Source organism: Geobacillus sp. Manikaran-105, from assembly GCF_002809955.1.
GTDB lineage: Bacteria > Bacillota > Bacilli > Bacillales > Anoxybacillaceae > Geobacillus > Geobacillus thermophilus.
In genome coordinates this window covers 159,182-179,459 of record NZ_PIJG01000001.1, presented here as the reverse complement: position 1 = coordinate 179,459, position 20,278 = coordinate 159,182, and the positions used below count along the sequence as shown (strand labels likewise).

At 56.1% G+C, this 20,278-nt stretch carries 20 protein-coding genes; 2 read left to right on the top strand and 18 right to left on the bottom strand.

The window, feature by feature from the left end:
• Nucleotides 1–115: 115 nt before the first annotated feature.
• The 6 genes from CV945_RS00915 to yneA form a co-directional block, all read right to left on the bottom strand.
• Nucleotides 116–328 carry a YneF family protein gene (locus CV945_RS00915; RefSeq protein WP_063330732.1) on the bottom strand — a complete coding sequence of 71 codons (213 nt, stop codon included), beginning with the start codon at nucleotides 326–328 and terminating at the stop codon, nucleotides 116–118.
• Nucleotides 329–416: 88 nt separating this feature from the next.
• Nucleotides 417–854 (bottom strand): sporulation inhibitor of replication protein SirA, encoded by a 438-nt coding sequence (gene sirA / locus CV945_RS00910; RefSeq protein WP_100658932.1) that lies wholly within the window; start codon nucleotides 852–854, stop codon nucleotides 417–419.
• 252 nt (nucleotides 855–1,106) lie between these two features.
• Nucleotides 1,107–3,113 carry a transketolase gene (gene tkt, locus CV945_RS00905; protein WP_100658931.1) on the bottom strand — a complete coding sequence of 669 codons (2,007 nt, stop codon included), beginning with the start codon at nucleotides 3,111–3,113 and terminating at the stop codon, nucleotides 1,107–1,109.
• Nucleotides 3,114–3,210: 97 nt separating this feature from the next.
• Nucleotides 3,211–3,441, bottom strand: a complete 231-nt coding sequence (locus CV945_RS00900) for a DUF896 domain-containing protein (RefSeq protein WP_100658930.1) — start codon at nucleotides 3,439–3,441, stop codon at nucleotides 3,211–3,213.
• Nucleotides 3,442–3,572: 131 nt separating this feature from the next.
• Entirely contained in the window at nucleotides 3,573–4,226 is a 654-nt protein-coding gene (locus CV945_RS00895) for a YneB family resolvase-like protein (protein WP_033010334.1), read from the bottom strand.
• A gap of 18 nt (nucleotides 4,227–4,244) precedes the next feature.
• The gene (yneA, locus tag CV945_RS00890; protein ID WP_047818180.1) at nucleotides 4,245–4,550 is read right to left on the bottom strand and encodes a cell division suppressor protein YneA; all 306 of its coding nucleotides are present in this window, start codon (nucleotides 4,548–4,550) and stop codon (nucleotides 4,245–4,247) included.
• Between the two features lie 157 nt (nucleotides 4,551–4,707).
• Between yneA and lexA the strand changes: the two genes are divergently transcribed.
• A complete protein-coding gene (gene lexA, locus CV945_RS00885; protein ID WP_100658929.1) occupies nucleotides 4,708–5,331 on the top strand; it encodes a transcriptional repressor LexA in 624 nt (207 codons plus the stop codon).
• A gap of 98 nt (nucleotides 5,332–5,429) precedes the next feature.
• On the opposite strand, the gene glnA is transcribed toward lexA, so the two are convergent.
• The 4 genes from glnA to hflX form a co-directional block, all read right to left on the bottom strand.
• Nucleotides 5,430–6,764 carry a type I glutamate--ammonia ligase gene (gene glnA, locus CV945_RS00880; protein WP_033010129.1) on the bottom strand — a complete coding sequence of 445 codons (1,335 nt, stop codon included), beginning with the start codon at nucleotides 6,762–6,764 and terminating at the stop codon, nucleotides 5,430–5,432.
• Nucleotides 6,765–6,806: 42 nt separating this feature from the next.
• Complete coding sequence (locus tag CV945_RS00875) at nucleotides 6,807–7,208, bottom strand: MerR family transcriptional regulator (RefSeq protein WP_044744148.1); 402 nt, start codon at nucleotides 7,206–7,208, stop codon at nucleotides 6,807–6,809.
• A gap of 76 nt (nucleotides 7,209–7,284) precedes the next feature.
• Nucleotides 7,285–8,556, bottom strand: a complete 1,272-nt coding sequence (locus CV945_RS00870) for a methionine gamma-lyase family protein (RefSeq protein WP_047818179.1) — start codon at nucleotides 8,554–8,556, stop codon at nucleotides 7,285–7,287.
• A gap of 13 nt (nucleotides 8,557–8,569) precedes the next feature.
• The gene (gene hflX, locus CV945_RS00865) at nucleotides 8,570–9,817 is read right to left on the bottom strand and encodes a GTPase HflX (protein WP_033010132.1); all 1,248 of its coding nucleotides are present in this window, start codon (nucleotides 9,815–9,817) and stop codon (nucleotides 8,570–8,572) included.
• A gap of 159 nt (nucleotides 9,818–9,976) precedes the next feature.
• Between hflX and CV945_RS00855 the strand changes: the two genes are divergently transcribed.
• The gene (locus CV945_RS00855; protein ID WP_100658928.1) at nucleotides 9,977–10,594 is read left to right on the top strand and encodes a trimeric intracellular cation channel family protein; all 618 of its coding nucleotides are present in this window, start codon (nucleotides 9,977–9,979) and stop codon (nucleotides 10,592–10,594) included.
• 226 nt (nucleotides 10,595–10,820) lie between these two features.
• Here CV945_RS00855 and CV945_RS00850 read toward each other — a convergent pair whose 3' ends face one another.
• The 8 genes from CV945_RS00850 to CV945_RS00815 form a co-directional block, all read right to left on the bottom strand.
• Entirely contained in the window at nucleotides 10,821–11,699 is an 879-nt protein-coding gene (locus tag CV945_RS00850) for a DMT family transporter (protein WP_100658927.1), read from the bottom strand.
• Nucleotides 11,700–11,797: 98 nt separating this feature from the next.
• Nucleotides 11,798–12,367, bottom strand: coding sequence for a Uma2 family endonuclease (locus tag CV945_RS00845; RefSeq protein ID WP_047757754.1), 570 nt, complete (start codon nucleotides 12,365–12,367; stop codon nucleotides 11,798–11,800).
• A 149-nt stretch (nucleotides 12,368–12,516) separates the two neighbouring features.
• The gene (locus CV945_RS00840; RefSeq protein ID WP_198518471.1) at nucleotides 12,517–13,668 is read right to left on the bottom strand and encodes a thiolase family protein; all 1,152 of its coding nucleotides are present in this window, start codon (nucleotides 13,666–13,668) and stop codon (nucleotides 12,517–12,519) included.
• A gap of 133 nt (nucleotides 13,669–13,801) precedes the next feature.
• Entirely contained in the window at nucleotides 13,802–14,647 is an 846-nt protein-coding gene (locus CV945_RS00835; protein WP_014195501.1) for a 3-hydroxyacyl-CoA dehydrogenase family protein, read from the bottom strand.
• 14 nt (nucleotides 14,648–14,661) lie between these two features.
• Nucleotides 14,662–16,281 (bottom strand): long-chain fatty acid--CoA ligase, encoded by a 1,620-nt coding sequence (locus CV945_RS00830; RefSeq protein ID WP_033010139.1) that lies wholly within the window; start codon nucleotides 16,279–16,281, stop codon nucleotides 14,662–14,664.
• Nucleotides 16,282–16,284: 3 nt separating this feature from the next.
• A complete protein-coding gene (locus tag CV945_RS00825) occupies nucleotides 16,285–17,358 on the bottom strand; it encodes a CaiB/BaiF CoA transferase family protein (RefSeq protein WP_011230816.1) in 1,074 nt (357 codons plus the stop codon).
• 14 nt (nucleotides 17,359–17,372) lie between these two features.
• A complete protein-coding gene (locus CV945_RS00820) occupies nucleotides 17,373–18,518 on the bottom strand; it encodes an acyl-CoA dehydrogenase family protein (RefSeq protein WP_100658926.1) in 1,146 nt (381 codons plus the stop codon).
• 25 nt (nucleotides 18,519–18,543) lie between these two features.
• Nucleotides 18,544–20,118, bottom strand: coding sequence for a fatty acid--CoA ligase (locus CV945_RS00815; RefSeq protein WP_021322296.1), 1,575 nt, complete (start codon nucleotides 20,116–20,118; stop codon nucleotides 18,544–18,546).
• Between the last annotated feature and the right edge of the window lie 160 nt (nucleotides 20,119–20,278).

Below are 20,278 nucleotides of genomic sequence, written 5' to 3'. Positions count from 1 at the left end.
CCTCCTTTCATTTGGCTGACGAACAATCGCCATATTATTGTAACAAAACTAGAAAAATTTTGAAAGAACATTTTGGCAAAATAAAAAGACACTCTCGATCGAGTGTCTGTTTTGCTTATTTCAGTTGATTGTTCATCATTTTCATCATTTGATTGATTTTCTTTTGCGACGGGGTCATGCCCATTTGCATCATCATCATGCGAATCATTTGTTCATTGATCGGCGGGTTTTTCTTTAAATAATTGATCATCGTTTTGCGGGCGATGAAAAACCCGATCGCCATACCGGCGATGAGCGCCAGCACACCAACGAGAATCGTACCCCACATACAGCGCTTTTCCTCCTTCTTGTTGTCTCCCTAACAGTGTACTAAACGATGCGTCATTAGACAATATTTCGCGACAAAAATCTTTTCATTACGCAAATTTTCTTCCTTGCGCCGGCGCAGACAACCAATAGTAGTCGGCAAAATCAGCGTCGACCGCCAAAAACGTCGGCGAAAGCCGAGCGAGCGCCCGCCCGATGTCCGCGGCAAGCGGCGCGCTGTCAGCGACAAGAAGCAAGCGGCGCTTTTGCACGACAAGCAACGCTTCCTCGCCGGCGTCGTTTTGCAAAACAAACATATTGCGCTCCAAATTTTTGCCGACGCGGCCGGCAAAATATTGCTTTAAGCCAAGTTCCAGGCGCGAAAATGACAGCCGTTCGGTGATAAATTCGACTTGCTTGCGGCAAATCGCCTTCAGCGGCGCTTTCGCGTATTGATGCTCACGAAGCAGTTCGACAATTTTTTCTGCCCGATGGCGGTAATGCGACGCCACATCGTCATTCAACAAATAAATCCAATAGCGGACCATGCCCCATCCCCCATTTCTGTTCATCTATTTTCTATTATAGAAAAGGAAAGGGGAAAAATATGTCTATTAACGGCAAGTTTTTTCACTAACATTGTCGATTTTTGTTTGCGGTGGCCATGCGGCCGCAAACAGGCCAACACGTCACGAGCAAGCCTTTGATTCTCGATTCCCCCCGAAAATACGTGACCAAGGTGCAGCCATCTTTCCCAAAAACAAGCTGCCCCTGCAACAACGCAAGGGCAGCTTTCCCGATTACTTGCCGAGCAATGCTTTCACGCGGCGGACGACGTTGTCAACGGTAAATCCATATTCCGCCATAATTTTCTCTCCTGGAGCAGAAGCGCCGAATCGGTCGATGGCCAAAATGTCGCCCTCGGCGCCGACGTAGCGCTCCCAACCGAGCGACGCGCCCATTTCAATGGCGAGCCGCTTCGTCACGGCCGGCGGAAGCACTTCATCGCGGTACGATTTTGGCTGCGCTTCGAAGCGGTCCCACGATGGCATGCTGACAACAGCGACGTCGATGCCATCGGCGGCGAGCGCTTCCTGCGCTTTCACCGCCAAGCTCACCTCCGAACCGGTCGCCAACAGCAGCGCCTCCGGAGCGCCGTTTTTCGCCGGTGAAACGACGTACGCGCCTTTTTTCACGCCTTCATACGCCAACTGAGCGGTTGTCGGCAATGTCGGCACATCTTGACGCGTCAAGACGAGTGCGGTCGGCTTGTCCGTCGACTCGAGCGCCAGCCGCCAGGCGGCCGCCGTTTCGTTCGCGTCAGCCGGCCGGATGACTGACAAGTTCGGCATCGCCCGAAGCGAAGCGAGATGTTCGATCGGCTCGTGCGTCGGGCCGTCTTCCCCGACGGCGATGCTGTCGTGCGTCAAGACGTAGATGACCGGCAAGCCCATGAGCGCCGCCAGCCGAATCGCCGGACGCAAATAGTCAGAGAACACGAAGAACGTGCCGCCGAACACTTTCACTCCGCCATGAAGCGCCATGCCGTTTAACGCCGCGCCCATGGCAAACTCGCGCACGCCAAACCAAATGTTGCGCCCTTCATAGCTGTCCGGCAAGAAGTTGCCGCCGCCTTTGATAAGCGTTTTGTTCGAGCTTGCTAGGTCAGCCGAACCGCCGAACAGCTGCGGCACCGCTTTGGCAATGGCGTTGATCACTTCCCCGGATGACGAGCGGGTCGCCAAGCTTTTGCCCGCTTCATACACCGGCAGCGCCGCCTCCCAGCCATCCGGAAGCTTGCCTTCGATCGCCTGCTTCAGCTGGGCGGCCAATTCCGGATGCGCCCGCTCGTAAGCAGCGAAGCGCTCATTCCACTCCGCTTCTTTTTTCGCACCGGCCTCTTGCACCGTTTCCCGGAAATGAGCGTACACTTCATCCGGCACGTAGAAATCTTCGGAAAACGTCCAGCGGTACGCTTCCTTCGTCAGCTTCGCCTCTTGGGCGCCGAGCGGAGCGCCGTGGACGCCGGACGTGCCCGCTTTATTTGGCGCGCCATAGCCGATCGTCGTTTTCACTTCGATGAGCGTCGGCCGGTCAAGGTCCGCCCGCGCCTCCTCGAGCGCTTTGGCGATTTCTTCGATGTTGTTGCCATCGTCGACGCGCAAATATTGCCAGCCGTACGCTTGGAAACGTTGGGCGACGTTTTCCGAGAACGACAGGTTGAGCTCCCCGTCAAGGGAAATGTCGTTCGAATCATACAGAACGATCAAGCGGCCGAGCTTCAAGTGGCCGGCGAGTGACGCCGCTTCGCTCGCCACTCCTTCCATCAAATCGCCGTCGCCGCAAATGGCGTACGTATAATGATTGATGATCTCAAACCCGTCGCGGTTGTATGTAGCAGCCAAATGCCGTTCCGCCATCGCCATGCCGACCGCCATCGCGATCCCTTGGCCGAGCGGGCCGGTCGTTGCCTCCACCCCTGGCGTATGGCCGTATTCCGGATGCCCCGGCGTTTTGCTTCCCCATTGGCGGAACTGTTTCAAGTCGTCCATCGTGACATCGTAGCCGCTTAGATGAAGCAGGCTGTAAAGCAGCATCGACCCGTGCCCAGCGGACAAAACAAACCGGTCGCGGTTAAACCAGTTGGGATTCGCTGGATTATGGTTCATAAATTTCGTCCAGAGCGTATACGCCATCGGGGCCGCGCCCATCGGCATGCCCGGGTGCCCGGATTTCGCTTTTTCGATCGCGTCAATCGACAGCGTTCGAATGGTGGTAATCGCTAATTCTTCGATCGAATGCGCCATTGTTTTCCTCCCTTTCATCAACATGGTGTCATCTACTATCATATAGAAAATCGAACGGCTTGTACAACGTTATTTTCCGGGCCCCTCTTCCGACCGTTTAATGGAGGCGCCGCCGCTGACTTTCCTTCAATTTTTGCGGCGTCACGTCGTGGCCGTTTGGGTCGATGACCGTCACCGTATGAAGCATATCGGTCATCGCCTTGCGGAACGCTTGAATGTATTCCCGGCGCAGCTTCGCCTGTTCCAGCGTCTCCTCGGCCGACAAGCCGCCGGTTTTCGCTTTTTTCGCCAGTTCATTAATGCGGGCTAATTTATGTTTGGCAAGCATGAGTCATCTTCCCCTATCTGCCATGGTATCGTTTTGTTTTATCTTATCCGATGAAACGGGAAGATGGCAACGATGGCGCTCGCCCGCCTTCGTTTGCCGTCCGTCGCTCGACGGACGGACGCATCATATGGTCAATGCCGCTCCTGCTGCCCGTCCATATATTCTTGGTAGCGGCGATGGACGGTCGCTTTGGACGCCTCGTAACCGAAGCTTCGGAGCGTGGCGGCGATCTCCGCAAACGTTAAGCCGTGCCCGCGCAGGCGGACGATTTCTTCAACCGGCAGCTCGACCCGGTCGCGCCCGGCGTTCTCGCCGCGCCGCGTCAAGTTCCGGTCCGGCCGGTAGCCGCGCTCGACAGCCCGCCGCATGCCGCGGCGAATTTTGGCGTTATGTATTTTCCGCTGATACTCTTCGACAATGGCGATGATCGACAGCACCATTTCATCGGCCTCTGACAGCGGCATCTCCCCGCGATGGCTGGCGCTGTAAATTTTCACGCCCCTCTTTTTCAGGCAATGCAGCACCGCCATGCGCGCGTGGCCGCGCCCGAGCCGCGTTTCATCTTGAATGAGCAAAGCATCAACTTGATGTTCTTCGCAAAGCGACAACAGCTCCAACACGCCGTCGCGGTCGGCTTCATAGCCGCTCGCCTGTTCGGCAATCACCTTGACAACTTCAAAGCCACAGTCGGCCGCCAGCTTCTCGAGCTCGGCCCGCTGCCTGGCCAGCGACGTTTCCTGCTCCGCTTTGTCCGTGCTGACGCGGCAGTAAATGACTGCCTTCATGGCCATCCCTTCCTTCTGTCACCGGTTGACGGCCAATGAGCCGCCATGCTTTGATTTTAACACAGGAATGACGATTTGTTCCCCTGCTGTAAGGCGCGGGCCCGACAGATGGTTTACCTCCACCACCCAGCGGATAAACTCGCCCGGCGTCAGTCCATGCTCCTCTTCATACTGCCTCGCCAACCCCCAAAGCGTGTCGCCGGAAGCCACCGTTACGGTCATGTATTCGTTCGGATCGACCGGATCGCCGGCGTAAACGAATGCAGCCAGCATCAGGGCGAGCAAGACGGAAAAAACGACATAGTGCATCAACCCTTTTTTCATATTCTCCACCCCACCTAGAATGTTTGTTCGCTTTTTTCTTTAATTATAATCAGGAACACTTGTTTGTGTCAACAAAAAAACTCGAACTTATGTTTGTTTTTTCATCTGCTCCGTGCTATAATAAAAACAAATGATGTGGCAAGAGGTGTGAAAAAGGATGACAAAACTGTCCAAACGGCAGCAGCAAATTTTAGAGTTTATTAAGCACGAAGTGAAAACGAAAGGCTACCCCCCATCCGTCCGGGAGATTGGGGAAGCGGTCGGTCTGGCGTCGAGCTCCACTGTTCACGGCCACCTTGCGCGCCTGGAGAGCAAAGGATACATTCGCCGCGACCCAACCAAGCCGCGCGCCATTGAAATTTTGGACAGCGATGCGGAAACAGCGGGGAAAAAAGAGGAGATCATTTCCGTGCCGATCATCGGCAAAGTGACAGCCGGCCAGCCGATCACCGCGGTCGAAAACATCGAGGATTATTTTCCGCTGCCGAAGCGGCTCGCCGCCGGGGAGGAGCAGCTGTTTATGCTTGAAGTGATGGGCGACAGCATGATCGAAGCCGGCATTTTAGACGGCGACTACGTCATCGTCCGCCAGCAGTCATCGGCCAACAACGGCGACATCGTCGTCGCCATGACGGAAGAGAATGAGGCGACAGTGAAGCGGTTTTTCAAAGAAAAGGACCATATCCGCCTGCAGCCGGAAAACGCCCACCTTGAGCCGATCATCGTTCGCGACTGCACCATTCTTGGCAAAGTGATCGGCGTGTATCGCCTGATTGACTGACCGGCAGAAGGGGCTGCGCTGTCGCTCTCACGCTGCAGCCCAGCCGGCCATCATAACGACAAAAAAAGCTGTCCCCACTTGGACAGCTTTTTTCATGTTTAATACAGTTCCATATATTGATCCAATTCCCATTGATGAACCGTCGTCCGGTACATATCCCACTCGATTTCTTTCGCCTCGACGAAGTGCTCAAACAAATGTTTGCCGAGCGCTTGAACGATCACCTCGTCCGATTTTAAATTGTCGAGCGCTTCGATGAGCGTGGCCGGCAAATCGACAATGCCTTCTTCAAGCCGCTCTTCTTTCGTCATGACGTAAATGTTTCGGTCAACCGGCGCCGGAGGAGTGAGCTTGTTGCGAATGCCGTCAAGCCCGGCCGCCAACAGCACGGCCATCGCCAAGTACGGGTTCGCCGCCGGATCGACGCTGCGCACTTCAATGCGCGTGCTCATGCCGCGCGAAGCCGGAATGCGGATGAGCGGGCTGCGGTTGCGCGCCGACCAGGCGACATAACATGGCGCCTCGTACCCCGGAACAAGCCGCTTGTACGAGTTGACCGTCGGGTTGGTGACAGCTGTAAAGTTCGGCGCATGCTTCAACACGCCGGCAATAAACTGCCGGGCCGTATCGCTCAACTGCAAATCGCCGTTCGGATCAAAAAAGGCGTTTTCGTTGTTGCGAAACAGCGACAAGTTGCAGTGCATTCCCGAACCGTTAATCCCAAAAATCGGCTTCGGCATAAACGTCGCATGCAGCCCATGTTTGCGGGCGATCGTTTTGACAACGAGTTTAAACGTTTGAATGTCGTCGCACGCTTTGATGGCATGGGCGTATTTAAAATCGATCTCGTGCTGGCCCGGGGCAACTTCATGGTGCGACGCTTCAATTTCAAAGCCCATCTCCTCAAGCTCAAGCACGATATCGCGCCGGCAGTTTTCCCCTAAGTCGGTCGGCGCCAAGTCGAAGTAGCCGCCGCGGTCGTTCAGTTCCATCGTCGGACGGCCATTTTCATCGAGCTTAAAGAGGAAAAACTCCGGTTCCGCTCCCAAGTTGAACGCCGTAAAGCCGAGCGCTTCCATCTCTTTCAACACGCGCTTTAAATTGTAGCGCGGGCAGCCTTCAAACGGCGTGCCGTCCGCATTGTAAATGTCGCAAATAAAGCGGGCGACTTTTCCTTTTTCCGATGTCCACGGGAAGATGACAAACGTGTCCAAATCCGGATACAAATACATGTCCGATTCTTCGATGCGGACAAACCCCTCGATCGAAGACCCGTCAAACATCATTTTATTATTGAGCGCTTTCTCAAGTTGGCTGATCGGGATTTCGACGTTTTTGATCGTCCCCAAAATATCGGTGAATTGCAGGCGAATGTACTTGACGTTTTCTTCTTTGACGATGCGCATAATGTCTTCGCGCGTATATTTTGCCATGATTGAAACTCCTCCCCCGGCTCCGAAATCATTTCTCAATCCTTAGTGAAAGAAGCGAGCGAGATCTCCTTGGCGAAGCGATGCGCGCTGAAACCGTCCGGCCTGCAGCAATTCATTCCGCAAAATTTCGCGCAGTTCTTCGTCCGACAGCTTCGGTTTCCCCACTTTTTCGACCTTTTCCGGCTGCTCATGGCGCCCTTCTTGCCGGGCGGCGAAAATTTGCTTGATGCCGGCGAGGTTTACGCCTTGGTCAATCAAGTCTTTAATCTCGAGCAAACGGTCGATGTCGTTGAGTGAAAACAGCCGCCGGTTGCCCTCGGTGCGCGCCGGCGTGACGAGGCCGTGCTCTTCGTAATAGCGGATTTGGCGGGCGGATAAGTCAGTCAGCTGCATCACGATCCCAATCGGAAACAATGGCATGGAACGACGAATATGACTGCTCATGCCAATTCCTCCTCGCTTTTGATACCTTCATTTTACCATAATGTCAAGAAAACAGTCAATGATGCGTCATATTTTCTCACAAACAAATGAGCTGTTGCTCAAGCAGACGGTGGACGGCTGAACAAATGGCGATTTTGACGTGTGAATACGTCAGCCCGCCTTGCACGTAGGCGACATATGGGGGCCGCAGCGGCCCGTCTGCCGTCAGCTCGATGCTCGCGCCCTGCACGAACGTGCCGGCCGCCATGATGACTTTGTCTTCATAGCCCGGCATCTCGCTTGGGTGCGGGGTAAAATGGGCGTTGACTGGAGAAGCGGCTTGGATGGCTTGACAAAAAGCAACCATTTGTTCTGGATCGTCAAAGCGGACCGATTGCACAAGGTCCGTGCGCTTCTCCTTCCACGACGGCGATGTCGAAAGCCCGATGCGCTCGAGCATCGCCGCCGTAAACACCGCTCCTTTGAGCGCCTGGCCGACAATGTGAGGGGCGAGGAAAAACCCTTGGTACATCTCCGGCAACGCATACAGTGACGGACCGACTTCCGCTCCGATGCCCGGCGAGGTCATCCGGTAAGCGCATGCTTCGACGTATTTTTGCTTTCCGACAATATAGCCGCCCGTTTTCGCCAAGCCCCCGCCCGGGTTTTTAATGAGCGAGCCAGCCATCAAGTCGGCGCCGACATGGCACGGCTCTTTCTCCTCCACAAACTCGCCGTAGCAGTTGTCGACAAACACGACGACGTCGGGTTTAATCGCTTTGACAAAAGCGATCATTTCCGCGATTTCATCCACCGTAAACGACGGACGTGTCGCATAACCGCGCGAGCGCTGAATGCCGATCATTTTCGTCCGCTCGTGGAGCGCGCCGCGAACGGCTTGAAAGTCAACGGAACCGTCCTCCGCCAGCGGCACGCTCCGGTAGCGGATGCCGAACTCTTTCAGCGAGCCGACGCCGCGGCCGCGGATGCCAACGATTTCCTCAAGCGTATCGTACGGAGCGCCGGTGATGTAAAGCAGTTCATCGCCCGGGCGCAAAACGCCGAACAAAGCGATGGCAATCGCGTGCGTGCCGGAGATGATTTGCGGGCGCACAAGCCCCGCTTCCGCCCCGAATACGTCGGCGTAAATGCGGTCAAGCGTATCGCGACCGATATCGTCATAGCCATACCCGGTCGACGGAATGAAATGCCCGTCGCTCACTTGGTGGCGGCGGAAACTGTCGAGCACGCGATATTGGTTCGCATCGACAATCCGGTCGATGCGCCGATGGATCGGCGCAATTTGCCGTTCGACTTCCTCAACGAGTGCAGCGATCATTTCCCCATGTTTCCATTGTGTCCAAAACATCGATGAACCCTTTCTACCGTTGGAATGATTGCAATTCCCCATACAAGGGGTGCGCTGGCAGCACGTACCCTTGACAGTCGTACGTGCCCCCCTGTTCATTATAATGCCATTCGTGCAAAATGGTGTCCGATTTTAGCTGGGCGAGCAGTTTTCCTTCCCCGCTCGGGATCGATACGTCATAATGAACCATCTGCTGTTTCACCGCTTCTTCAAGAAAATAACGAAGCCGGTCAATGTCAGCCGCGGAAAGCGCGCTGATCATGATGGAAGCAGTCGTTGTCGGAATGAATTCCGACGCTTTTTGATCGCTTTTATTGTACACCGTGGCCATCGGAATGGAAGAAGCCCCTAATTCAGTGAGCAGCCGCAACACCGTTCGCTCGTGCGCAACGTAATCCGGATGAGACGAATCGACGACGTGAAGCAACAAATCGGCTTCCGTCACTTCCTCGAGCGTCGAGCGGAATGCGGCGATAAGCGTCGTCGGCAAGTCTTGAATGAACCCGACCGTATCGGTGACAAGCACCGTATAGCCGCATGGCAAGACGCATTTGCGCGTCAGCGGATCAAGCGTGGCAAACAGCAAGTTTTCCTCGAACGAATCGGCGGCGGTCAGCCGGTTGAAAATCGTCGACTTGCCGGCGTTCGTATAGCCGACGAGCGCCACTTGAAAGGCTCGGTTTTTTTGCCGGCGCTCGCGGTACCGCCCGCGGTGCTCGGCGACGCGCCGCAGTTCCGCTTTAATGTCGTCAATGCGGCGGCGAATATGGCGGCGGTCGGTCTCAAGCTTCGTCTCCCCCGGCCCGCGCGTGCCGATGCCGCCGCCCAAGCGAGACAGCGCCTCCCCTTGGCCGCTAAGGCGCGGCAGCATATATTCGAGCTGGGCGAGCTCGACTTGCAGCTTTCCTTCTTTTGAGCGGGCGCGCTGGGCAAAAATGTCTAAAATGAGCTGCGTCCGGTCAAGGACTTTCACCTCGCCAAGCAGGTTTGTCAAATTGCGCGCCTGGCTTGGGGAAAGCTCGCTGTTGAAAACGACAAGATCCGGTTCGAGCTCCTTGACAAGGGCGGCGAGCTCTTCCGTTTTTCCTTTGCCGATATACGTCGCCGGATGCGGCGCTTCGCGTTTTTGCGCCAGTTCGGCAACCACTTCGCCGTTTGCCGTCGCCACGAGCGACGCGAGCTCTTCCATCGAATAGCGGAACCGTCCGTCGTCTACACCAGCCAGCTGACAGCCGACGATAATGGCTTGTTCACGGGTCATGGCATCCCCCTTCCTTTCCTCGCGGCGAACATGTTCTCTACGTTCATGATACCAAATCCCATCATCGGTCTGCTAGTTCGTTCCAAAAAAATGATTGATTTTCCGCCGCTTTTGCCTCTACAATGATACAAGAACAACGCACGGAAAGGAACAGCAAGAATGACGTGGGAAGTATTGAGCATCATCGGCACGATCGCCTTTGCCATTAGCGGGGCGATCGTCGCGATGGAAGAGGAGTACGATTTGCTTGGGGTGTACATTTTGGGAATCGTCACCGCCTTTGGCGGCGGGGCGGTGCGCAATTTGCTGATCGGGGTTCCCGTGTCGGCGTTATGGGAACAAGAGCCGCTCTTTCTTGTCGCTTTGGCGGCCATGACAGTTGTGTATTTGTTCCCAAAGCAAATGCTTCCGCCGTGGAAGCGGTGGGGCAACTTTTTTGACGCCCTCGGGCTGTCGGCGTTCGCCATTCAAGGAGCGCTGTATGCGGCGAAAATGGGGCATCCGTTAAGTGCGGTCATCGTCGCCGCGGTGTTGACCGGCAGCGGCGGCGGCATCATCCGCGATGTGCTCGCCGGACGGAAGCCGCTCGTGCTGCATGCGGAGATTTACGCCGCCTGGGCGATTTTGGCCGGCCTTGCCGTCGGGTTGAAATGGACGGATTCGCCCGTAGAGCTGTATATGCTGTTTATCGCCGTCGCCGCTTTGCGCATTTTGTCCTACACATACGGTTGGAAGCTGCCGCGCCGGGCGGTTGGGGAAACAGCGGGCGAGCCATGATCAAACGGCAAAATTGATTCGTACGAAAAGAGAGACGGCTCCTCGCTTTGATAATATATAAGTTGATGGCATTGTTCGCTCTTCTTGTCACCGTGCCAGCTTGTTAGGTGATAAAGTAAAGACGGGACATGGAGGTCGGAAATTCTTTATTACAACCTATATAGATGCAATTCAAAGCTTTACCATTTTTCTTTTTTACCGGTCATTTCATTTGCCGCTGCATTCCTTACGCACTTTGCCCGCTTCGCACCGCCACGGCCACTCCGGCAACAATGAGCGCCCCGCCGAGCCAAAACGAGACATCAAGTTGCTCTTGTAAAAACAGCCAGCCAAAGAGCGAGCCGACGAGCGGCTGGAAAAAGAAAAAGAGCGAGCCGACGCCGGCATCGATCATTTCCATCCCTTTGTTCCAAAGAAAAAATGCTCCCGCTGTCGATACAACGCCAAGATACAACACCCCAAGGGCGACGGGAACACTCCAATGGCTCGCAGCAAGCCCCGGCCCTTCGGCGAGCATCATCGGGGTCATGCCAATGAATGCCACAAAAATGGCATACGTAGTGACCGAAAACACGGACAGGCGAGCCGACGCCATTTTCACCAGCACCGACAACAGCGCCCATGTCACTGCCGCGCCGACTAACGCTATATTTCCGGCGAACGTCGACTCCTCGCTGCCCCCGAGGCCGACGATGACGATGACACCCGCTGTCGCCAGTAGCAGCGCAGCCATTTTCCGCCATGTGAGCGCCTCACCAAGCAGCCAGCGGGCAAACAAAACGACAAACGCCGGGGTCGAGGCGGTGATGAGGGAAGCGGTATGGGCGTTCGACCATTTTGTGCCGACAAACTGCAAGGAAATGGAAACGACGTAGCCGATGATCCCGACCGTGATAATCATTCCCCAGTCACGCCCGTTCTTTGGGGGGCGCTCGCGTTTCGCCACGGCGACGGCGCCCAGCACGATCAAGGCGACGGCGTAGCGCAGCCAGACGAGCGTAAACGGCGGAATGTAGTCCAACACGTATTTGCTCACCACATACATCCCGCCCCAAATGCCAGCGGCAAGGGATAAATAGAAGGAAGCGAGAAAGGCTTGCTTCATGACATCGATCCCCTTTGCTTTCTTCTTTCTGCTGCTGACACCAAAAGCGAAGCCGTTATTTCCAGAGATGGCAGCCAAACAAGGTTGTTCTCCATCAGCTACACATCGCTTTCTTCCGGAGGAAACACGGGGGCGAGCGAAACCGTCAAATCCGGTTGCCAAAAAGAAACCAACTCATCGCTTGGCCCGAAAACCGCTCGCTGCTCGAATCGTCCATCTTGCCAGCTGAGCACTTCGATCGTTCGATTGCTGGGGTCTACAATCCAATATTCATGCACACCATATTTTTCGTATAAATAGTATTTCTGGTTTCGATCACGCAAGGCGGTGCTTGGTGACAGCACTTCCACAACGAGATCGGGAGCCCCTTTCATTCGCCGATTCCCGATTTGCTCAACCCGACAAACAACTGATAAATCCGGCTGAACAACCGTTTTCGCCATCCGTTCTGGCTCCTCAGGATCAAGCTGAACATCAAACGGGGCAAGAATGACATGACAGCCACGCGCCTGAAAATACGAAGCCAATGCAAGGTGCAGTTGTCCGACCACATACTGGTGCTCAAACGACGGAGACGCCAATAAATAGGGAACACCGTCGATCAGTTCCCAATTTCCTTCCCAATTTTCAATGTCGCGATACGTGTAAAACGGCTTCTCCTTCTGCACTGCGCTTCCCCTTTCACTTGCTTTTCTTTCATCTTATCACATCGCTCCAGTTCCGTCTCATATTTTTATTTTCTCGTCATGACAGATAAAACAGCGGCCGCCACCGCTGTCGAGCGTGTGTCACACAAATGTTTTTCCGCGCGTTGCTCTTACTCCCGCTCGATGATCGTGGCCGTCGCCATCCCGTGGCCGATGCAAATCGTCAATAGCCCATAGCGGCCGCCGCGCCGTTCCAGTTCATGAACGAGCGATGTCATGAGCTTCGCACCAGTGGCGCCGAGCGGATGGCCAAGCGCAATGGCGCCGCCGTTGACATTCACCTTCTCAAGCGGAGCGCCGATTTCCTTTTGCCAAGCGAGCACGACCGGGGCGAACGCTTCATTGATTTCAATAAGGTCGATGTCGTCGATCGTGAGGCCGGCTTTTTTCAATACTTGCCTCGTCGCCGGGATGACGCCATCGAGCATGTACGTTGGGTCGGAGCCGACGACCGTCTGCGCGACGATGCGCGCTTTCGGTGTGAGCCCAAGCCGCCTCGCCACCTCCCGCTCCATCAGCAAAACAGCGGCCGCCCCGTCGCTCATTTGGCTCGCATTGCCGGCAGTGATGACGCCGTCTTCTTGAAACACCGGCTTGAGCGCGGCGAGCGCTTCCGGCGATGTGTCGGCCCGCGGCCCTTCATCATCGGTGACAAGGATTTCGCGGCCATCGCGGTCAAGCCCTTTCACCGGGACGATTTCCGCGCGAAACTTCCCTTCGCGCAAGGCCGCCAAGGCGCGTTGATGGCTTTCGTACGCGTAGGCGTCAAGCTCCTCGCGCGTTAGGCCGTATTTTTTGGCGATCCGCTCAGCCGAGACGCCTTGGTGGATGAATTCGTATTTTTCATGCAGCGACGGCGGAATCGTCCGTTCGTTGCCATCGCTTAAAATCGGCACTTTCGTCATGCTTTCGACTCCGGCGGCGATCGTAACATCCATATCGCCGGAGCGGATTTCCTGGGCGGCGAAATGAATCGCCTGCTGCCCCGAGCCGCACATTCGGTTGATTTGCACGGCCGGCACTTCGACCGGGAATCCGGCCTCAAGCGCCGCGAGCCGGCCGATGTTGTATCCTTGTTCGGCGATCGGCGTCACGCAGCCCATGACGATGTCTTCCACCGCCCCTTTGTCCATGCCGGCCCGGCGCACGACTTCATCGAGCACCACCGCAGCCAAATGGACCGGATGAACGTCCCGGAAGACGCCGTTCCGCTTGCCGACCGGCGTCCTGACCGCTTCGACAATGACCGCTTCACGCACCATGCAACTTCCTCCTTTTGCTCTACTTTCGTGATTTCTTCGTTGCCTTGCCTATTCGGGCGCTTCCACACGGGCGAAAGCGGGCGCTCTTTAAGCGCTTGTTGGCGCGCGACATCAGATGGACGGCGAGCGCTGCTCAATACGTGTAAAACCCTTTCCCCGTCTTCCGCCCTAAATGCCCGGCTTCAACGAGCTTGCGCAAAAGCTGCGGCGCCCGGAACCGGTCGCCGTATGCTTCCGTCATGTTTTCACTCACAAACAAGAGCGTATCAAGCCCGACCATGTCGGCCAGCTCCAGCGGCCCCATCGGATAATTGAGGCCAAGCCGCACCGCTTTGTCGATATCCTCAGCGGAAGCAACTCCTTCTTCGTACATGCGGATGCATTCAATCATATGGGCGGCAAGCGCCCGTGTCGTCACAAACCCTTGCCGGTCTTTCACGACGACCGTTTCTTTGCCAAGCTCCACAGACAGCCGACGGATGGCGTCGACTGTGTCGTCGGAAGTCGTCTCACCTTTCACAATTTCGATCAACTTCATCACTGGCGCCGGATTGAACCAATGCATGCCGATGACGTTCTCCGGCCGGTTGGTCGCGGCGGCAAGCGCCGTGACGCTCAGCTCGGATGTGTTGGTCGCTAAAATGGCGTCCGGCTTCGCCAATTGATCAAGCTGCTGAAACACGTCTTTTTTCAGCGCCAAGTTTTCCGGCACGGCTTCGATGACGACATCCGCCCCGCGCACCGCTTCGGCCAAATCGACGGTCGAGCGGATGCGCCCGAGCGCCGCTCGCGCTTCCGGCTCGGACAGCCCGCCGGTTTTGACAAAGCGGCGCAAGCTTTTTTCCGCCGAAGCGAGCCCATTTTGCAAGGCCGCTTCGGACACGTCATATAAATACACCGTTTTTCCCGCCATCGCCGCCGTTTGCGCGATGCCGCTTCCCATCACCCCGGCGCCGATGACCGCAATCGTTTCTGCCACGGTGTCCGCCTCCTTTACTCCTTCGCCGCATCGGCATAGCGCGCCGCCATCTCATCGCGCAGTTTCCGCTTTAAAAACTTGCCGACGCTCGTTTTCGGAATTTCATCGAGAAACACAATGTCATCCGGCAGCCACCATTTTGTAAATTGCGGGCGCAAAAAGTCGTACAGCTCTTCTTTCGTGACGCGTTTTCCTTCTTTCAGCACGACGCAGGCAATCGGGCGCTCTTGCCATTTCGGATGCGGCACAGCGACGACCGCCGCTTCGAACACCGCCTCATGGGCCATGAGCGCATTCTCCAAATCAACCGATGAAATCCATTCGCCGCCGCTTTTAATGACATCCTTCGTCCGGTCGACAATTTTCACAAACCCTTCTTCGTCGACGGTGACGACATCGCCGGTATGGAGCCAGCCGTCGCGGAACGAGTCTTTCGTGCGCTCATCGTTGTAATATTCGGCGGCGATCCACGGCCCGCGCAGGCAAAGCTCGCCCATTTCCTGGCCGTCCCAACGAACCGGCCCGTTTTGGCCGATCACTTTCATCTCAAGCCCTGGAGCAAGCAGCCCTTGCTTGGCGCGAATGTCCAGTTTCTCCTCGTACGACAGCCCGTCTTGATAACTTTTCGGGCGCGAGACGAGCACAAGCGGGCTCGTTTCCGTCATGCCGTACGCGTGAATGAACGGAATGCCGTATTTTTCTTCAAACGCGCGGATGATCCCTTTCGGCGCGGCTGAACCGCCGCAAATGACACGCGTCAGGCTGCTGACGTCATAGTTTCCTTTCTCCAACTCTTGCAACAGCCCGAGCCAAATCGTCGGCACGCCGGCGGTGATCGTCACCCGTTCGGAGTCAATGAGCTCGGCAAGCACTTTCGGCGTAAACGCCGGTCCCGGCATGACGATCGTCGAACCGAACCAAGTGGCGGCAAACGGCAGCCCCCACGCGTTGACATGGAACATCGGTACGACCGGCATGACGACATCGCGCTCGCACAGCCCTTGCGTATCAGCCAGCCCTAACACCATCGCGTGCAAGACGGTGCTGCGGTGGGTATACACAACTCCTTTTGGATTTCCCGTTGTCGCCGACGTATAACACATACCAGCCGGTTGGTATTCATCGAGGTCTTTGAAGAACGGAAACGCTGGGTCGCCCTCAGCAAGCAGTTTCTCGTAATGGTACACTGGCGACAACGTTGTTTCCGGCAGCTCGTCGGCGTCAGTCATGATGATGAAAGCGCGGACATTCGGGATCTCGTCCTTGATCGCTTCAATGGCCGGCAGCAAATCATCATCGATCAGCAGCACACGGTCATCGGCGTGGTTGATGATGTAAGAGATATGCTGCGGCGAGAGGCGGATGTTGATCGTATGGAGCACCGCCCCGATGCCGGGAATGGCAAAATACGCTTCCAAATGGCGGTGATGGTTCCAAGCGAACGTGCCAACGCGGTCGCCGACTTCCACCCCGAGCCGCTTCAACACGCTTGACAGCCTGCGCGTCCGCTCGCCGATCTCCTTGTATGTATGGCGGACGACGCCTCCTTTCATGCGCGAAACGACTTGCTTTTTTGGGAAAAACAACTCCGCCCGCTCAAGCATCATGGAAATGTTTAACGGTGTTTTCATCATCGGTCATTCCTCCCCCTTTACCAAATGCGCATGTTCATTGACTTTAGGCGGCTCCCCGCCGCCCCATTGGCCGTCCGGCCCATGTGCGGCCGTCCATGCGCCGCCCGGCTGCAGCCGAACGAGATGGCGGAGCCGGCTGTCAGCAAACAGCGCCTTCGCCTCACCCGTCTCCAGCACCGGGGCAAGGCAGACGTCGACCGCTTCGGCGAACGCGCTCCACTCATCCAATGTCTTTTCACGGAACAAGGCGGCGAGCTCGTCATATACGGCTTCCCCCGATCGCGCCGGCGCCCATTGCGCCTCCGTCCATTCCGGATGGCCGACCGCCTCGCAAAACCGCTGCCAAAAGTGCGGCTCGAGCGCCGCTAAACTCATATAACGGCCGTCTTTTGTCTCATACAGCTGGTAGCACACCACCTCCCCAGACAACTCGGAAAGACCGGTCTTCGGCCCACCGCCGTGTTCAATGGCAAAATGGCCAGCCATCATCGCTGCCAAGCCATCGACAAGCGAAACATCAAGATGGGCGCCTTTGCCGGTTCGCTCGCGTGCAAAGAGGGCAGCCAAAATGCGCTCGGCCGCCGCCATGCCGCCGATAAAATCGGCAAGCGTGATCTTCGGATGAACCGGGCGGCCGCGTTCATCGGCCAGCTGCGCAAGCAAGCCGGAGAGCGCCATATAGTTTAAATCATGGCTGCCAAGCAATGAGCGGCTGCTCTGTTGACCGAAGCCGCTGATCGAGCAATAGATGATTTGTTCGTTCATGCGGCACATATCGTCATAACCGAGCCCAAGCCGCGCCATCACCCCGGGGCGGAAGCTTTCGATCACTACATCGGCGCGGGCGGCGAGCCGCCGGGCTTGCTCGCGACCCGCGTCCGTTTTTAAATCCAACCCGATGCTTTTTTTGCCGGCGTTATAGGCGGCAAACAACCGGCCCTCGGCGAACGGGCGCAGCCGATCGCCGGATGGGGGCTCAATTTTGATGACTTCTGCTCCGAGCTGGGCGAGCCGCCAGCTGGCAAATGGGCCCGGCAAGTAATGGGAAAAATCAACGACTACAATGCCACGAAGCATATCTTTCCCTCTCTCTACAAATCTAGCTGCCGGGCGATGATTGTTTTCATCATCTCGTTCGTCCCAGCGTAAATGGCGCTTACGGGAATGTCGCGATAGCGCCGGGCGATCTCATATTCTTCCATATAACCATAACCGCCGTGCAGCTGCATCGCCTCGGCCGCGACACGTTTTGCCATCTCGGTAATCCACCATTTCGCCATCGACACTTCCGTGACGATCTGTTTTCCCGCCATATGCTCTTCAATAACGCGGTCGACAAACGTGCGGCCAAGGGCGATTTCCGTCGCCATCTCGGCAAGGCGGAACTGGACGGTCTGAAACTCGCTCACCCGTTTGCCGAACGCCGTGCGCTGTTTGACATATTGCTTCGTCAAGGAAAACATCACTTCCGCCGCCGTTTGTGCGGCAATGGCGACAACGAGCCGCTCCTGCTGGAGCTTTTCCATCAAATAGTAAAAACCTTTTCCTTCCTCGCCGAGCAAATTATATGCCGGCACTTTCGCATCTTGGAAAAACAGTTCGGCGGTATCTTGGGCGTGCAGCCCGACTTTCTCGAGCTTCCGACCGCGCGTAAACCCCGGCGTATCCCGCTCCACGACGAGCAGGCTGATGCCGCGGTGCGGCGGCTTTGCCTGCGGGTCGGTTTTGCAGGCGACGACGACCAAGTCGGCATGAATGCCGTTCGTGATAAACGTTTTTTGTCCGTTGACGATGTAGTAGTCACCGTCTTTTACTGCCGTTGTCGAAATGTTGGCCAAATCCGAACCCGCCCCCGGCTCGGTCATGGCGATCGCCGTGATGAGCTCGCCGGTGACGCATTTTGGCAGCCATTTTTGTTTTTGCTCCTCGGTTCCGTACGATGCGATATACGGCGTGACGATGTCGTTGTGCAGGCCGATGCCGACGAGGCTCGATCCGACTTTTTCCAGTTCTTCATTGATGACGACTGAGTAGGCAAAATCGGCGTTTAGACCCCCATACTTCTCATCGACCCACGGGCAAAGAAAGCCGTTCTCGCCCATCTTCGCCCAAAACGAACGCGGAATGATGCCGCGCTTCTCCCAATCGTTATAATGCGGGTACGCTTCTTTTTCCAAAAACTTGCGAAACGCCGCGCGGAACATATGGTGCTCCTCACGCAAATAGCGAGCCGTCACCCGTTCATCCCTCTCTTCTGTTCGGTCACTTTTTCTCTGTTCCGCCCGTCGCCTGTTTTTTCAGCTGTTCGCGCAGCAAAAACTTTTGGATTTTCCCGCTCGCGTTGCGCGGCAGGGCATCGATGAAATAGTAGGCGCGCGGACGTTTGTACGGAGCGAGGCGGTCGCTCGTTTTGCAAAACTGCTCGAGCTCATCGGCGGTCAGGAGGTCATCTTTTTTGACCACGAAGGCGACGACTTTTTCGCCCCACAACTCATCCGGCTCACCGAGCACAGCGACATCGAGCACTTTCGGATGCTCGTACAACACGTCCTCGACTTCGCGCGGATAGACGTTTTCCCCGCCGCTGATCACCATGTCATCGACCCGGTCGGCGACATACAAGTAGCCGTCTTCATCAAGGTAGCCGAGGTCGCCGGAATGATACCAACCTTTGTACAACGCTTTTTCCGTCGCTTCCTCGCGCTTGTAGTAGCCAGCCATCATGCACGGCCCGCGCATCACAATTTCACCGACTTCATATGGCGGCAGCACATCGTCTGGGTCGGACGGCCCGTCTTCACGCGCACGGACGACGCGGATCTCATGGTTCAGGCAGGCGCGTCCAGCGGAACCGGCTTTTTTCAGCTGCTCGTCTTCCAACAAAAACGTCACCGCGGGCCCCATTTCCGTCATGCCGTACGCTTGAATCAGCTCGATGCCGAGTTGCTCTTGGCATTGCCTGACAAGCGCTGGAGCCATCGGAGCGGCGCCGTATAGGCCGAGGCGAAGCGAAGATAAATCGTAACCGCTTACATTCTCCTGCAAGATCATGTTCCACATCGTCGGGGCTCCAAACATGATCGTAATCCGCTCCCGTTCGATCGTTTCAAGCACGAGCTTGGCGTCAAAATGGTGCAAAATGACGCTCGCCGCTCCGGCATGCACGCGCGGCAGCAAGCAGCAATGCAGCTCGGCGCAATGGAACAGCGGCGCTGCCGCCAGCCCGCGATCCGTCTCGCGGATGCGCATGACGCCATGGCAAATGACGCTTTGCTCGATCATGTCGCGGTGACGGTGCATCACTCCTTTTGGACGCCCAGTTGTGCCGCTTGTATACATAATGGCATAAAGATCGCTCTCATCCACATGAACACGCGGCGCTTCCCCTAGGGCCCGCGCGGCCTGCTCGTGAGCGTTTTTGGCAAACGGCGGCGGATCGCGGTCGATCGACCAAAATGACACGTGCGGGAAACGGCTGTGAATCGCGGCAAGTTCCGGTTCCACCGCCCGTTCAAACAGCACGATTTTCGGCTCGGCGTCCGTCAAAATATAGGCGATTTCTTCCGCCCTCAGCCGAAAGTTGATCGGATTGAACACCGCGCCGATTTTGGCGCAGGCAAACAAGGCGGTCGCGAGCTCAAGCGTATTGTACAGCACCGTCGAAACGCGATCTCCTTTGCGGACGCCCGCTTCCAAAAACGCGTTCGCCCACCGGTTCACTTCCCTCTCCCATTCGGCGTACGTATAGCGGCGTCCGGTCGCCGCGTCGACGACCGCCTCCCGGTTTGGAAACTTTCGCACTGTCTGGGAAAACATCTCCCCAATCGTCATGTACAAGCGGCAGCTCCCCCTTTTTCTCATAAATTTGGACAAGCAAAAGGTTTTATAAGACAGATAATTCAGACAAATTGTAGTGCACGCCCTGTATTGTTTATGTATTCGATCTTTTCTAAGGCATTCCTCTTTTTCTCAAACAAAAAAACGCGCTCCTTTTTTT